General features: G+C 73.0%; 13 protein-coding genes. 1 reads left to right on the forward strand and 12 read right to left on the reverse strand.

Going from position 1 to position 14,039, the window contains the following annotated elements; genetic code table 11:
* Nucleotide 1: 1 nt before the first annotated feature.
* The 4 genes from QQX13_RS06860 to QQX13_RS06875 all read right to left on the reverse strand — a co-directional run bounded on the left by QQX13_RS06860 (nucleotide 2) and on the right by QQX13_RS06875 (nucleotide 3,593).
* The gene (locus QQX13_RS06860) at nucleotides 2-877 is read right to left on the reverse strand and encodes an ABC transporter ATP-binding protein (RefSeq protein WP_436968568.1); all 876 of its coding nucleotides are present in this window, start codon (nucleotides 875-877) and stop codon (nucleotides 2-4) included.
* Entirely contained in the window at nucleotides 878-1,657 is a 780-nt protein-coding gene (locus QQX13_RS06865; RefSeq protein WP_301118774.1) for an ABC transporter permease, read from the reverse strand. It lies immediately after the preceding gene.
* Entirely contained in the window at nucleotides 1,654-2,499 is an 846-nt protein-coding gene (locus QQX13_RS06870) for an ABC transporter permease (protein WP_301118773.1), read from the reverse strand. The genes QQX13_RS06865 and QQX13_RS06870 overlap by 4 nt, the downstream gene beginning before the upstream one ends.
* 74 nt (nucleotides 2,500-2,573) lie before the next feature.
* Entirely contained in the window at nucleotides 2,574-3,593 is a 1,020-nt protein-coding gene (locus QQX13_RS06875; protein ID WP_301118772.1) for an ABC transporter substrate-binding protein, read from the reverse strand.
* A gap of 237 nt (nucleotides 3,594-3,830) precedes the next feature.
* On the opposite strand from QQX13_RS06875, the gene QQX13_RS06880 reads away from it, so the two are divergent.
* Entirely contained in the window at nucleotides 3,831-4,430 is a 600-nt protein-coding gene (locus QQX13_RS06880; protein WP_301118771.1) for a hypothetical protein, read from the forward strand.
* Here QQX13_RS06880 and QQX13_RS06885 read toward each other — a convergent pair.
* The 8 genes from QQX13_RS06885 to QQX13_RS06920 all read right to left on the reverse strand — a co-directional run bounded on the left by QQX13_RS06885 (nucleotide 4,417) and on the right by QQX13_RS06920 (nucleotide 14,037).
* The gene (locus tag QQX13_RS06885; protein ID WP_301118770.1) at nucleotides 4,417-5,064 is read right to left on the reverse strand and encodes a GntR family transcriptional regulator; all 648 of its coding nucleotides are present in this window, start codon (nucleotides 5,062-5,064) and stop codon (nucleotides 4,417-4,419) included. The two genes, QQX13_RS06880 and QQX13_RS06885, sit on opposite strands and share 14 nt — an antisense overlap.
* A 142-nt stretch (nucleotides 5,065-5,206) precedes the next feature.
* Entirely contained in the window at nucleotides 5,207-6,502 is a 1,296-nt protein-coding gene (locus QQX13_RS06890; protein ID WP_301118769.1) for an ROK family transcriptional regulator, read from the reverse strand.
* 5 nt (nucleotides 6,503-6,507) lie between these two features.
* Entirely contained in the window at nucleotides 6,508-8,802 is a 2,295-nt protein-coding gene (locus QQX13_RS06895; RefSeq protein ID WP_301118768.1) for a heavy metal translocating P-type ATPase, read from the reverse strand.
* Nucleotides 8,803-8,836: 34 nt separating this feature from the next.
* Nucleotides 8,837-9,262, reverse strand: a complete 426-nt coding sequence (locus tag QQX13_RS06900) for a pyridoxamine 5'-phosphate oxidase family protein (protein WP_301118767.1) — start codon at nucleotides 9,260-9,262, stop codon at nucleotides 8,837-8,839.
* Nucleotides 9,262-9,831, reverse strand: coding sequence for a UbiX family flavin prenyltransferase (locus QQX13_RS06905; protein ID WP_301118766.1), 570 nt, complete (start codon nucleotides 9,829-9,831; stop codon nucleotides 9,262-9,264). Before QQX13_RS06905 ends, QQX13_RS06900 begins: the two co-directional genes overlap by 1 nt.
* Nucleotides 9,828-11,348, reverse strand: a complete 1,521-nt coding sequence (locus QQX13_RS06910; protein ID WP_301118765.1) for a UbiD family decarboxylase — start codon at nucleotides 11,346-11,348, stop codon at nucleotides 9,828-9,830. Before QQX13_RS06910 ends, QQX13_RS06905 begins: the two co-directional genes overlap by 4 nt.
* A 20-nt stretch (nucleotides 11,349-11,368) precedes the next feature.
* Nucleotides 11,369-12,892: a sugar ABC transporter ATP-binding protein gene (locus QQX13_RS06915; protein ID WP_301118764.1), complete on the reverse strand. Its 1,524-nt coding sequence runs from the start codon at nucleotides 12,890-12,892 to the stop codon at nucleotides 11,369-11,371.
* Between the two features lie 20 nt (nucleotides 12,893-12,912).
* The gene (locus tag QQX13_RS06920) at nucleotides 12,913-14,037 is read right to left on the reverse strand and encodes a sugar ABC transporter substrate-binding protein (protein WP_301118763.1); all 1,125 of its coding nucleotides are present in this window, start codon (nucleotides 14,035-14,037) and stop codon (nucleotides 12,913-12,915) included.
* Nucleotides 14,038-14,039: the final 2 nt, after the last annotated feature.

Here is a 14,039-nt window from a genome sequence, read left to right on the forward strand (position 1 = left end):
GTCAGAACCCCGCCCCCTCGGGCTGGGGGGCGTCCGGACGGTCGCCGCGCTTGGCGCGCTGGATCAGCTCGTAGACGTGGCCACGGAGCTCGCCGAAGCGGCGGTCCGAGCGGGTGGTGAGCTGGTCGCGCTCGGCGGGAAGGTCGACCTTGACGTCCTCCATGAGGACGGTGGGCCGGTTCGACAGCACGATCACGCGCTCGCCCAGGTAGACGGCCTCGTCGATGTCGTGGGTGACGAACAGCACGGTCACGCCCAGGTGCTTCCACAGCGAGCGGACCAGGTCCTCGAGCTCGGCGCGGGTCTGCGCGTCGACGGCGGCGAACGGCTCATCCATGAGCAGGACCGACGGCTCGAAGGCGATCGCGCGGGCGATCGCGACGCGCTGCTGCATGCCTCCCGAGAGCTGCCACGGGTGCTGCTCGGCCGCCTCGGTGAGGCTGACCTCCTTGAGGGCGCGGTCGATCTTCTCCTGCCGCTCCGCCTTGGGGATGCCCTTCTCCTTGAGCGGGAGCTCGATGTTCTGGCGGACGGTCATCCAGGGGAACAGCGAGCGGCCGTACTCCTGGAACACGACCGCCATGCCCTCGGGCGGCCCGGTGACGGCCTTGCCGTCGAGGACCACCTCGCCGGCGGTGACGTCGAGCAGGCCCGCGATCGAGCGGAGCAGGGTGGTCTTGCCGGCGCCCGAGGGCCCCACGACGCAGACCAGCTCTCCGCGACGGATCTGGAAGTCGAGGTGGCGGATCGCCTCCACCTCGGGACGGCCGGGGGTGTCGTAGGTCTTCTGGACGCCGCGCAGGTCGAGCGCGATGTCGGTCGCCGGGGCGGCCGGCGTCTGCGCCGCGCGGCCCGAGAGCATGGTGGTGATGGACATCTAGACTCCTCGTTCGATCTGACGCTGCCCGACGTACCACGCGAGCATCCGGTTCTCGACCACCTTGAAGATGGCCGCCAGCAGCACGCCGATGAGGCCGAGCAGGATGATGCCCGTCCACATCTGCGGGATGGCGAAGCTCCTCTGGAACTGGACGATCGCGGCGCCGAGGCCGCGGTTGGCCCCGAACAGCTCCGAGATGACCATGAGGATCACGCCGATGGACAGCGCCTGGCGGGCGCCGGTGAAGATGCGAGGGCTCGCCCCGGGAAGGACCACGAACAGCAGGCGTCGCCAGCGGCTCAGCTGATAGCTCTTCGCGGTGTCGCCGAGCACAGGCTCGAGGCCGCGGACGCCCTCGACGGTGTTGAGCAGGATGGGCCACAGGCAGCCCAGCGCGATGGTGACGATCTTGCCGAGCCAGCCGGTGTAGCCCGCGAACAGCGCGATGATCGGCACCAGCACCGGGGGCGGGACGGCGCGGAAGAACTCGAGCACGGGCTCCGCGAGCGCCCGCAGGGTGGGCGACAGACCGATCGCCGTGCCAGCCACGATGCCGACGAGCACGGCGAGCGCGAAGCCGATGCCGAGCCGGGCGAGCGACGGGAAGACGTCTCCGACGATCCTGTCCATGGTCCAGGTGGTGGGGAACGCCTCGAGGATGGTGCTGAGCGGCGGCCAGAACGGGCTGGTCGAGCCCGCGGAGGCGAACCACCACGCGGCGACCAGGATGATCGGCAGGCCCAGCAGCATGAAGGCCCTCTTGAGAAGAGTGGTCATGAGTGCTCCCCCCTCACGGACGAGTGCCACCAGAGCGCCTTGCGCTCCACGAACCGCGCCATCAGGTTGACCGCGACGCCGATGAGGCCGACCACGATCACGAGCGCGTAGGTCTCCGGCACGTTCGCCGAGCTCTGGGCGATGCCGATCTGCTTGCCCAGCCCCGGCACGCCGATGACGAGCTCGGCGGTGATCTCCAGGATCAGTGCGACCGCGGCGGCGAGGCGGAACGCGGTCATGATGTACGGCAGGGCCGTCGGGTAGATCACGGAACGCGCGATCCGCAGGGGCCCGAACTGGTAGGACCGCGCCGTGTCGCGAGCCACCGGGTCGACGTCCGCGACGCCGTACAGGACCTGCACGAGCACGGGCCAGAACGCCGCGTAGAGCACCAGCAGGAAGGCCGAGGCCGGCTTGGTGCCGAACAGCAGCACCACCAGCGGGATGAGCGCGACGGAGGGGATCGGGCGCAGGAACTCGATGGTCGAGTTGGTGAAGGCCCGCAGGAACGGCACCGAGCCGATGATGAAGCCGACGACGATGCCGAGCGCCATGGCGGCCGCGAGGCCGATGGCCCAGCCGCGGACGGTCAGCCAGAGGTTCTCCCAGAACCATCCCTCGCCGAGCATCTGGAACAGCGAGGCGTACATCTCGGTGACGGGCGGGAGGAAGGCGGGATTGACGATGCCGGTGCGGGACAGGATCTCCGCTCCGACCAGGACGATGAGCACGCCCAGGATGCCGAGCCAGACGTCGCGGCTGCGGCGGGCTCTCCTGGATCGCGTGCGGGGCCGGGTCCCGCCCGAGGCGGGCGGCGCCAGCGTGGCTGGGCTCGAGCTCACGGCTGCTCTCCGATGCGATGAGGGGGTGGGGCCCGGGGCCGCGGCGGGGTGGTGGTCGCCGCGGCCCCGGACGGCTACTTGAGGACCGAGAGGTCCGGGACCTCGGTGAGGAAGCCGTCGGTGACGGCCAGCTCGGCGAGCAGGTCCACCGTGGCGGTGTCGATCTCCGTCGGCCACGCGGGGAGCGTGACGGCCTGGGTGGTCGCCTCGTCCATCGAGGTGTAGGTCAGCAGGATCGCGCGGACCGCGTCGGGGTTGTCCGAGGCGTACTCGAAGGACTTGGTGATGGCCGACTCGAAGCGCTCGACGATGTCCGGGTTGTCGGCCGCGTACTGGCTCGCGGTGAAGTACTGCGCGACCATGAACGTCGGGCTCATCGCCGCGTAGTTCGAGCCGACGTTGACCAGGTCCTGGCCCTTGCCGACGGTGAGGAACGGCTCGACGACCTGGCCCGCGTCGACGTCGCCCGAGACGACGGCAGGGACGATGTCCGGGAAGGCGAGCTCGACGTAGGTGATGGTCGACGGGTCGCCGCCGGCATCGCGGACCATCTTGTTGATGGTGGACGTGTTGACGTTGTTGAGGGTGTTGACCGCCACCTTCTTGCCCTCGAGGTCCGCGGGGCCGGTGATGCCCGAGTCGGCCGTGGTGAGCACGCCGCCCATGTCGGTCTCGAGATCGCCCGTGGTCGACGTGCCGGGGGCGACCGCCTCGATGCCGAGGTCGTTGGAGACGGCGAGGATCAGCGACGTGGTGTTGCTGAAGCCGAACTGGAACTGGCCGCTCACGACGCCGGGGACGATCGCGGCGCCACCCTGGGCGAGCTCCATGGTCAGGTTGAGGCCCTCCTCCTCGAAGAAGCCCTGGTCGACTCCGAGGTAGATGGGCGCGACGTCCAGGATCGGGATGACGCCGACGGTGATGTCGACCGTCTCCATGACGTCCTCCGTCATGGTGTCGCTCGGCTCGGGTGCCGCCGAGGTCTCGGCCGGCTCGGATCCGCCCGAGCTGCAGGCGGCGAGGGTGAGCGCGCTGACCGCGGTCAGCGCGCCGAGGGCGACCCGCATCCGGGTCGACGGGGACGTGAACTTCATGGGCTCCTCCTTGAGACCCGCGCACTCGTCATTGAGAGCGTGGCAGGACCACCGTATCAGGATTGTCGACAATGTTGTAGCCGATTTTGGTAACGAACTGATCGCGATCGCCCATGTGAGCCTCGTCACAATGCGACCTGCGTCACAGCGTCCGATTCGTGGCCGATGCGACATTCGAGGAGAACGCCCGCCTGACGCCGCGCGGGCACGATTCCCTCACCCCCCTCGGGAGACCCCATGCCTCGTCGCGCCCAGACCTCCGCACTGCTCGTCGCAGCTGCAGCCGCCGCGCTCATCCTCGGCCCCGCCGCCCAGGCCGCCGCGCCGGTCGGCGGCTCCCCCGCGCGCGCCGTGGCGGCCGCGTCGTTGCGCTCGGTGCTCATCCCCGCGATCGAGGCGTCCGCCGAGGCGGAGTTCGAGGTCGCCGCCGTCGACATCGACGTCACCCCCGCCCCCGTCGCGGCGTCCGCACCCGCCGCGGGAGCCGCCTCGACGGGCGGGACCGGCGCATCGTCCGGCTCGGACTACTCGTTCGGCGTCCACCAGGCCGGCCACCAGGCCGCCCTGGACCGCTGCACCGGCTGGGTCTGGGAGGACTTCGGCGGGTACGGACGCGTGGTCTCCGCCCACAACCACTGCGGCGGCGCGGTCGTGCTCGGGCTGCAGGTGGGCGACACCGTGCACCTGACCGGCTACGGCGCCGGCGACTACGTGGTCACGCGGCTCAAGACGGTGCCGAAGGGGGCACCCGCGACCGTGCTCGAGGGTCGGCTGTGGATGCAGACGTGCACGTGGGACAACGTGACCATGCGCATCGCGGAGCTCACCCGCGTCTGACGTCCGCCTCGGCGATGGTGCGGAGCGCCTCGATCACCGAGGCGATGTGCGCGCGCATCGCGGACTCGGCGGCGTCGGGGTCGCGCGCGGCGATCGCGTCGATGATCGCCTCGTGCTGGACCACCGAGACGCTCGACCGGCCCGGGAGCCGCGACATCGCGAACTGGTGGCGGATCATCTGACCGTGCAGCCGCGCGATGATGCCGGTCGCCTTGGCGTGCGACGCGATCTCCCGAACCGTCTGGTGCAGCCGGACGTTGAGGTCGCCGTACGCGCCGACGTCCCCCGACGCGACCGCCACGCGCATCGCGGCGCCGATCTCGCGCAGCGTGGCGGCCTGTGCGTCGGTGACGCGCTCGGCGGCACGGCGCGCGACCAGGCCCTCGACCACCATGCGCACCTCGGTGATCTCGACGGCCTCCTCGAGGGAGATCTCGCGGATCCGGGCCCCGCGGTTGCGCTGGCGCTCGACCAGGCCGTCCGCCTCGAGCGACTGGAGCGCCGCTCGCACGGCGAACCGGCTCGCCTCGAACTCCTCGCACAGCTCGGCCTCGACCAGCCGCTGGCGCGGCGAGTAGTCACCCCGCAGGATGTTGGCCTTCAGCTCCTCGTAGACGCGGGCGTCGGCGACCATGACGAGCCTCCCTCCCGGTTCGACCTCGCTGTCGCACCGGCTCCATGCACGACAATATTGTCGACAATCTAGTTGCTGCGTCACGGATCGGCAATCCGCCGCGCCGCGATCGTGCTCGGGGAAGGGATCCGCGGGCGCCTGCTCAGCCCAGCAGCCGCGCCGGAGCGTCCTCGAGGACGGGCACCACCGTCGGGTCGTCGAACAGCACCTCGAGGCCGTACCGCGCGGCGCCGACCAGGCCCGCGCGCGAGCCGAGTCGCGCGGTGGTGATCCGCACGGGAGCGAGGCGCTCGGTGCGGGTCGCGAGCTGCATCTGGACGCCCGGCTCGAGCCAGCGGCGCATCCACGCGAGGTGGCCGCCGAGCACGAGCGCGGCGGGGTTCACCACGTCGTAGACCGACCGCATCGCGGCGCCCAGGATGTCTCCGGCCCGGATCGCGACGTCGACCGCCCGGCGCTCGCCGCGGTCGAGCCGCTCCTGGAGCTCGAGCATCGCGGCGACGGTCCCGCGCATCTGCACGTGGTCGATCAGCCGCGCGGAGGTCAGCAGGGCCTCGGCGCCGATGTACGCGTTGAGGCAGCCGATCGACCCGCACTCGCACGACCGTCCCCGCCAGTCCACCGTCACGTGGCCCAGCGCACCGCCGAATCCGTGCGCCCCGACCAGCACCCGCCCGTCCTGCACCACGCCGCCGCCGATCATCCGGTCGCCGTTGAGGAACAGCATCACCGACGGTCGGGGCGACGGGAGCTCCCAGTACTCGGCGAGTCCCGCGACATCGCCCTCGTTGACCACCTCGACCCTGACGGAGTCGGGGGTCCCGGCCTCCCGCAGGCGCGCCTCGAGGCCGACGTGCCCCCAGCCGAACTCGACAGAGTCCGCGAGCGTGTTGTCCTTGCCGACGGGGCCGGGCATGGCGACCACGACGGCCATCAGCAGCCCGCCGCGGTCGGCCGCCGTGGCAAGGGCGCGCGCCACCAGGTCGGCGACGGCGGCGACCGCCGCGTCGGGGTTGCCCCACTTGAAGGCGACGGCGCGCGAGGCGGAGTCGAGCAGCACCCCGGTGCTGGAGTGCAGCTCGCTCGTGATGCGCTCGCGCGTCACCCGGACCGCGAGCGCGAGGCACCGGTCGCCGACCGCCTCGACCATCACGCGCGGGCGGCCGCGCCCGCGGACCTCTCCCGCCGCGCCGTGCCGCACCTCGCGGACCAGCCCGCGCGACTCGAGGTCGCCGAGCAGGTTGAGCACCGAGGCCGGCACCATGCCGGAGGCCTGCTCGATGTCCTTGCGGGAGACGGTGCCATGCTCGCGCAGGAGCCGCATCACGATCCCGAGGTTGTGGGCCCTCAGCGTCGAGGCGTCCGCGGCGCGGTCGGGCGGGGAGGGCAGGGCGTGCGCGAGCCGCACGTCACCCCTGGCCCCAGCCGCGTCGCCCATGCCGCCTAGGGTACGCGCGCCGGCGCGAGGCTGAACGCACCCTCGTCCTCCTGCGCGTTGTGCAGCTTGAGCACGGCGTAGAGCCCGTAGAGCAGCCGGCGCAGCTCCACGACGTCCTCGGGCGCGGGCACAGGGTCGAGCCCGTCCACCAGCCGCCGGAGCCGCGCGACCTGCCGCTCGATCTCGGCGTGGGTGCGGCTCAGCGCCGCCACCGCCTCGTGCGAGCCCAGCGCCCGCGCGACCAACGGCACCAGCAGCTCCTCGTCGGCGCGCTCGTGCGGCAGCAGGTCGGTCTCGAGAGCGTCGCGCAGGGCGAGGACCGGCGCCAGGTCGGGCGCCTGGGTGCTGAGCCCGTCCGCGACCGCCGCGACGCGCTCGACCAGGGGCGCGAGGCCGTCGTGCTCGACCCGCAGCGCCGCCAGGGTGCGGAGGTCCTCCTCGGGGATCGCGACCGTGTGCAGCCTGCCCGGCAGCACGGCCCGCAGCGCGATGAGGATCGCCAGGAGGTCGATCACCTCCTGCAGCGCCGCTCCGAGCGTCGGCGGGAGCAGTCCCGCGGCGGCCGCGCCCATCGCGACCAGCGACAGCCCCATCCCCACGGCCACCGCCTGGAGCGCGATGCGGCGGGACCGGCGGGCGACCAGGATCGCGTCGGCGAGCGCGTCGATCCGGTCGACCGTGAGCACCACGTCGGCGGCCTCGGACGATGCGGTGGCGCCGCGCGCGGCGAGCGCGACGCCCACGTCGGCGGCCGCGAGCGCGGGGGCGTCGTTGATCCCGTCGCCCACCATCAGCGTCGGGCCGCGCTCCCCCTCGCGCCGGAGCGCGGTCAGCTTGTCCACGGGCTCGCACTCGGCGAGCACGGCGTCGACGCCGACGATCCGTCCGACCATGTGCGCGACGTCGGCACGGTCCCCGGTGGCGAGGACGATGCGGTCCATCCCCGCGGCCCGCAGCGCGCGCACCATGCGTGGGGCGTCGGGACGGATGGGGTCGCGCAGCAGCAGGGCCGCGGCCGGCTCGCCGTCGATCTCGACCATCACGCTCATCGAGCCGTCGAGGTCGGCGCGGCGACGGACCTGGCGGGCCCACGGCGCGGGATCCGGACCGGCGATCCAGCTCGGCCGCCCGACGCGGACGCGGCGGCCCCCGACGGTGCCGCGCACCCCGTGGCCATGGACCTCCTCCGCCTGGTCCGGCATGGTCAGGGCGAGGCCGCGCGCGAGGGCGGCCTCGACGATCGGTCCGGCGAGCACGTGGGCGGAGACCTGGTCCAGCGAGGCCGCGAGGCGCAGGGCGACGTCGGGGTCCCCGCCGTCCGCCGGCACCACGTCGGCCAGCTGCGGCCGGCCTCGCGTCAGCGTGCCGGTCTTGTCGAACACGGCGACGCGGGCGCGGGCGAGGCGCTCGAGCGCACCTCCGCCCTTGACCACCACGCCGAGCCGCGCGGACCGGGACAGGCCCGACACGATCGCGATCGGCGCCGCGAGCAGCAGCGGGCACGGGGTGGCCACCACCAGCACCGCGACGGCGCGGACCGGATCGCCGGACACCCACCAGGCGCCGCCCGCGAGCGCGAGCGTGAGCGGCACGAACGCGATCGCCCACCGGTCGGCGGCGCGCACGAACGGCGCGCTCGCCGCCTGCGCCGCCTCGACCAGCCGCACCAGCGCCGCGTAGGTCGAGGTCTGCGCCGTCGTGGTGGTGACCAGCTCGAGCGGACCGCCCGCGTTCACCACGCCCGAGCGCACGTCACCACCCGCGGGCCGCTCGACGGGCTCCGGCTCCCCGGTGAGCGCCGACTCGTCGAGCGTCGCGTCCGCCGCCAGGCGGCCGTCGACCGGCACGACCTCCCCCGGGCGCACCAGCAGACGCTCCCCCACCCCGATCTCCTCGACGGCGACCTCCACGAGGCCGTCTCCCACGACCCGGCGGGCGGTCCGTGGCGCACGCGCGGCCAGGAGGCTGAGCTCGCGCCGCGCGCGGGCGTCGGCGCGGGCCTCCAGGACCTGGCCGGTCGCGAGCATGAGCGTGATGATCGCGCCGGCGAGGGGCTCGTCGACCCACAACGCCCCGGCGAGCGCCAGCACCGCGATGATGTCGACCGTCGGCCGGCGATGCCGGGCGGCCTCGACGGTCGCGGAGAGAGCGAACGCCAGCCCGAGCAGGGTGCCGGCGATCCACATCCACCGGGCCGCCGCATCGTCCCCCGCCCAGGCGAGGACGCCGCCCGCGGCCAGGACGAGCCCCGAGGCGATCAGCACGATCGTCTCGAGGTGCCGCCGCAGCGCCGCGATCATGCTTCCACGCTACGCCGCGAGCCGTGGTCCCGGCTCAGGGCAGCAGCGGCTCGACCTGATTGTCGAACGGGTCCGAGGACAGCACCGTCCAGCGACGCGCCTCGTCGAGGGTCACGGCCAGGACGCACACGCCCTCGGCCGGGACGCCGGGCGCGAGCCGCGAGACGTGCCGCGCCACCTGCTCGGGGTCGCGGATCACCCGCGCCGTCCCGCCGGCGGCGAGCCACCCGCCGGGGACCGGCCCGGCGAGCGCGACCTCCGGCCACCGCTCGAGGTCGACGGCCTTGCGGGACGATGCGGCGGTCAGGACCAGCGCATCCGCCCCGCCCTCCGGCGCGTCGGCGAAGAGGGTCACCGGCCGCGAGCGCAACGCTCCCCCTTCGGCGCGCGTGGCCATGGTCCACACGGCGGCCTCGACGAGCAACGCGCGCACCGCGGCGCGACGGGGGCGGTCGTCCATCAGCCCGGCCCCTCCCAGCGCGGGATCCCCGCGACATGGACGTCGAAGAGGTCGAGCGCGCGGGCGACGGAGTGAGTGATCACGTCGTCGATCGAGGCCGGGTGCGCGTACATCGCCGGCACCGGGGGGAACACGATGGCCCCGGCCTCGGTGACGGTGGCCATGTTCCGCAGGTGGATGAGGTGGAGCGGGGCCTCCCTCGCCATCAGCACCAACCGCCGACGCTCCTTGAGCACCACGTCCGCGGCGCGGCTCACCAGGGACGTCGAGGCGCCCGAGGCGATCTCGGCGAGCGTCCGCATCGAGCAGGGCGCGATCAGCATGCCGCGCGTCGCGAAGGATCCGGAGGAGATCGCGGCGTCGATGTCGCCGGGACGGTGCACGTGGTCCGCGAGCGCCTCGATCTCCGCCCGGCTGAGGCCGCTCTCGTAGGTGCGGGTCACGTGCGCCGCCTTCGACATCACCAGGTGCGTCTCGATGCCCGCGTCGCGCAGGAGCTCGAGCGCCCGCACGCCGTACGCGGTGCCGGAGGCGCCGGTGATCCCCACGATGATCCGGTCACCCGTCATGGCGCCGCCCCGGCGACCGCATCGTCCAGGTACGGGAACGCGAGTCCCGGCGCCCAGGGGCGGGGGTCCACGTCCGCGAAGCTCGCGCGGGCGAACTCATCGCGCAGCGCCCACGGCGCCGTCGCGTCGTAGAGGGTCTTCGACGTCACGCCCGGGGCGGGGATGCCGGCGTCGTAGGCCGGCTGCTGCGAGGGGTCGAGCACGTGGCCCGCGACGCCCGGGATCACCACGATGTCCGTGGAGCCCTGCATCCGGGTGGTCATGGCCCACAGCACGTCGTCGGTGTCGAACACGTCCACGTCGTCGTCCACGACGATCACGTTCTTCAGCTCGCGGAAGGTCGCGAAGGCGACCAGCGCGGCATGCCGCGCCATCCCGTCGTCCCGCGGGCCGCGCTTGCGCACCTGCATCACCAGCAGGAGCTTGCCCCCGCCCGCCGTGTGCGCGTGGACCTGGGTCACGAACCCGGGCATCGATCGCTCGACCGCCTGCAGCACGGACGCCTCGGTGGGGATGCCCGCCAAGGAGGTGTGCTCCTCACCCGGGCCGACGAGCGTCTGCAGGATCGGGCGCTCGCGCGTGGTGACCGCCGTGACGCGCATCACCGGCACCGCCGGGTGGGCCGGACCGGCGTACCCGGGGAACTCGGGCATCGCGTGGCCGGTGCCCGTGTGCTGGTCCTCCGCGACGCGCACGCCGGGGAGGAGCTCGCCCTCGATGACGATCTCGGCGCGGGCGATCGCGTGCTCGTCGACCGTCGTGGCGCGCACCAGCTCGACGGGCTCGCCTCGCAAGCCGCCCGCCACCTGCAGCTCGTCGAAGCCGAGCGGCGTGGCGGGGGCCTCGAAGCACGCGCCGACCACCACCGCCGGGTCCAGGCCCATGTTGATCGTCACGGGCAGCGGCCGCCCGGCGGCCTCGGCCTTCGCGCGGAACACGTCGATGTGGCGGCCCGGCGAGAAGAAGATCGACAGCTCGTCCCGCCCCTGCACCGCGATCCGGTGGATCGTGACGTCGGAGCGCCGGGTCTCGGGGTCGGACGCGAGCAGGAGCCCCATGCAGAAGTACGGGGCGGCATCGGTGGGGGTGTTCGTGGGCGCCGGCAGCAGGGCGCGGATGTCGAAACCCGGGTCGGAGGCGAGGTGGACCACCTCCTGGGCCGGCGCATCGTCCACGACCACGGGCGGCACCGGCGCCTCCAGGGCGTCGACCAGCCGGTGGGCCACGGTGTCCGGGGTCGCGCCCAGCAGCCGCGCGGCCCTCCGGCGGTCCGCGAGCAGGCCCACCAGCACCCGCGCGCCCGGGTACCCGGCCACATCGGTGAACATCATGGCCGGCCCGCGGCGCGTGGGCCGGGCGACGGTGCCGCCGGCGCCCACGTGACGGTAGACCCCGGCGAGCTCCGCCTTCGGATCGACCGGGTGGTCGCTCTCGAGGTACGCGCCGGGCTCGTCCGCGATCAGCGCGAGCGCGTCGCGCAGGTCGCGCACGAGCGGTCCGGGTGCATCGCGGGTCATGGCGGCTCGAGCGGCCGCGGTCAGGCGGTCGCCTCCTCCGGCACACCCGTATTGATCAGCTCGAGCATCGTCTGCGTGGTGATGCGCTCGCCCTCGAGCTCGGCGACCGCGCGGCCGCGATAGAAGACCACGACGCGGTCGCACGCGGCGACCACCTCCTCCAGGTCCGTGGAGCACATCAGCACCACCGCGCCTCCGTTGGAGGCGCCGCGCAGGAGCCCGTGGATCTCGGCGCGCGCGCCCACGTCGACGCCACGGGTCGGGTCGTCGAGCAGCAGCACCGACGGCGCGTTGTCGAGCCACTTGGCCATCACGACCTTCTGCTGGTTGCCGCCCGACAGCGAGCTGACGTCGTCTGCGATCGAGCCGACCTTGATGCCGACCCGCTCGACGTGGCCCTGGGCCCGCTCGATGAGCGAGGCCTTGCGCATCACGAGGCCGTCGCGGGCCATGCCCATCGATCGGACCTGGACCATGTTCTCCCAGATGGGCTTCTCGAGCATGAGGCCGTAGCGGCGCCGGTCGCCGGACACGTACGCGACCCCGGCGGCGACGTGCGCCCGCTGCCCCTTGGGCGCGGGACGTCCGCCCGGCAGCGTCACGGTGCCCGCGGTGGGGCGGACGATCCCGGCGAGGGCACGCAGCACGTCGGTGGGCCCGGACCCGGCGAGCCCGACCAGGCCGACGATCTCGCCCGGCCGCGCCGTGAGGTCGACGTCGTGGACGCCGGAGGCGAGGGAGAGGCCGGTGACCTGCAGGACGCCCTCCGCCGAGCCGGCGAGGTCCTCGACGTCCGCCCGCGCGACGGTCTCGGTGGCCACGACCTTGTCGCCGATCATGGCCTTCACCAGCGTGGGCACGGTGTGGTGCGCGATCGGATCCGCGGACAGCGCCATCTCGCCGTCGCGGAGCACCGTGACCTCGTCGCAGACGCTCATCACCTCCTGCAGGATGTGGCTGACGAACACGACGCCCACATCGCGGCTGCGCAGCACCCGGAGGATCTCGAGCAGCCGCTCGGTGGCGCCCCCCTCGAGGGCCGAGGTCGGCTCGTCCAGAAGCAGGACGCGCGGCTGGGTCACGAGCGCCTTGGCGATCTCGACCAGCTGGCGGTCCGCCAGCGACAGGTCCTCGACCAGGACGCTCGGCTTGGCGTCGACGCCCAGCTGCTCGAGGATCGGCTCGGCCCTTCGGAGCATCTCGCGCGTGTCGATGAGCAGCCCCTTGCGCGGCTCGCGCATCGGGAACAGGTTGGACAGCAGCGACAGGTGGGGGAACAGGCTGAGCTCCTGCGACACCACCGCCACGCCGCTGGCGGCCGCCTCGGCCGTGTTCGCGAACGCCACGTCACGCCCGTCGAGGCGCAGGACTCCGGAGTCGGGCCGGGTCACCCCGGTCATGATCTTGACCAGGGTCGACTTGCCGGCGCCGTTCTCGCCCAGCAGGGCGTGAACCGAGCCGGGACGGACCGCGAGGCCCACCCCACGGAGCGCGTGCACTCCGCCATAGCTCTTCCGGATGTCCTGCGCCTCGAACGCGTGCATGAGTGTGCGTGCCTGCCTTGTTATCCGATGTAGTCCTGGTAGTTCGCGATCTGCTCGTCACCCACCGGGCTCAGAGCCTCGCGCATCGAGTCGTCGCTGGCCTGCCGCGCCAGCACCTCGTCGATGTTGTCGGAGTTGACCACGAGGCCGCCGGTGTCCCAGACGCCCGCGGGGATCTCGAAGCCGTCCTCGGCGTGCATCGCGAGCAGCTTGGTCGCGATGTAGCCCTTCAGCCAGTGCTCGGGCGAGACCAGCACGGCGACGCGGCCGGTCTTGACCTCGTCGAGCGAGCCGGGCTCGAGGTCCATGCCGCCGGCGAGGATCTCGACGCTGTTGCGGGTCTGGATCAGGCCGAGCGAGACGGCGTCCTGGGCGCCGGGCGCCATGTAGGCGAGGGCGTCGGGGTACTGGCGCCAGATGCCGTCCCAGGCGTCGTAGTTCTCCTGGGGGGAGCCGGACGTGCCGTAGGTGGAGATCGGGCCGATCACCTCGACGTTCGGGTACTCCTCGGTCACGACCTCGATCATGCCGTCGACGCGGGCCATGAGCGGGGGCACGGCGGGGCCGTTGGTGCCGATCACGATCTGCCCGGACGCGTCGGCGTCGAGGTCCTTGAGGAGCTCGCGGGCGAGCATGCGGCCCAGCTCCATGTTGTCGTTCGTGATGAAGAGGTCGACGCCGGCGTCGGCGGGCGGCGGGGCGTCGATGGCGATCACCGGGGTGCCGGCACCGGTGGTGTCGAGCACCGGACGGTAGAACGGGTCGGCCGCGAGCGTCTGGAGCACCACGCCGTCGGTCTGGGTCTGCGCCAGCGCCTGGAAGAGCGGGAGCAGCTTGGACGGGTCGCCGGAGTCGGGCGCGGCGGACTCGAGGGCGATCGCCGGGTCGTTGGCGGCCACGGCCTCGGAGCCCTTGAGCATGAGCTGGAAGGCGTACGTGATGGTGTCCCAGTACGCGATGCCCAGCTTGATCGAGCCGGGCTCGAGCGTCGACTCGGTGGTGGTGTCGGTGCCGGTGGTGGGCTCGTCGGAGGTGGTGGCCTCGGTGCCGGACGAGCTGCAGCCGGCGAGGGCGACCGCGGCGATCGCGGCGCTGGCCGCGAGAACGCCGAGGCGCCTGCGGAGGGTGGTCGGATCGGACTTCATTG

Origin of the sequence: Demequina lignilytica, from assembly GCF_030418375.1 — a bacterium.
Classification (GTDB): Bacteria; Actinomycetota; Actinomycetes; order Actinomycetales; family Demequinaceae; genus Demequina; species Demequina lignilytica.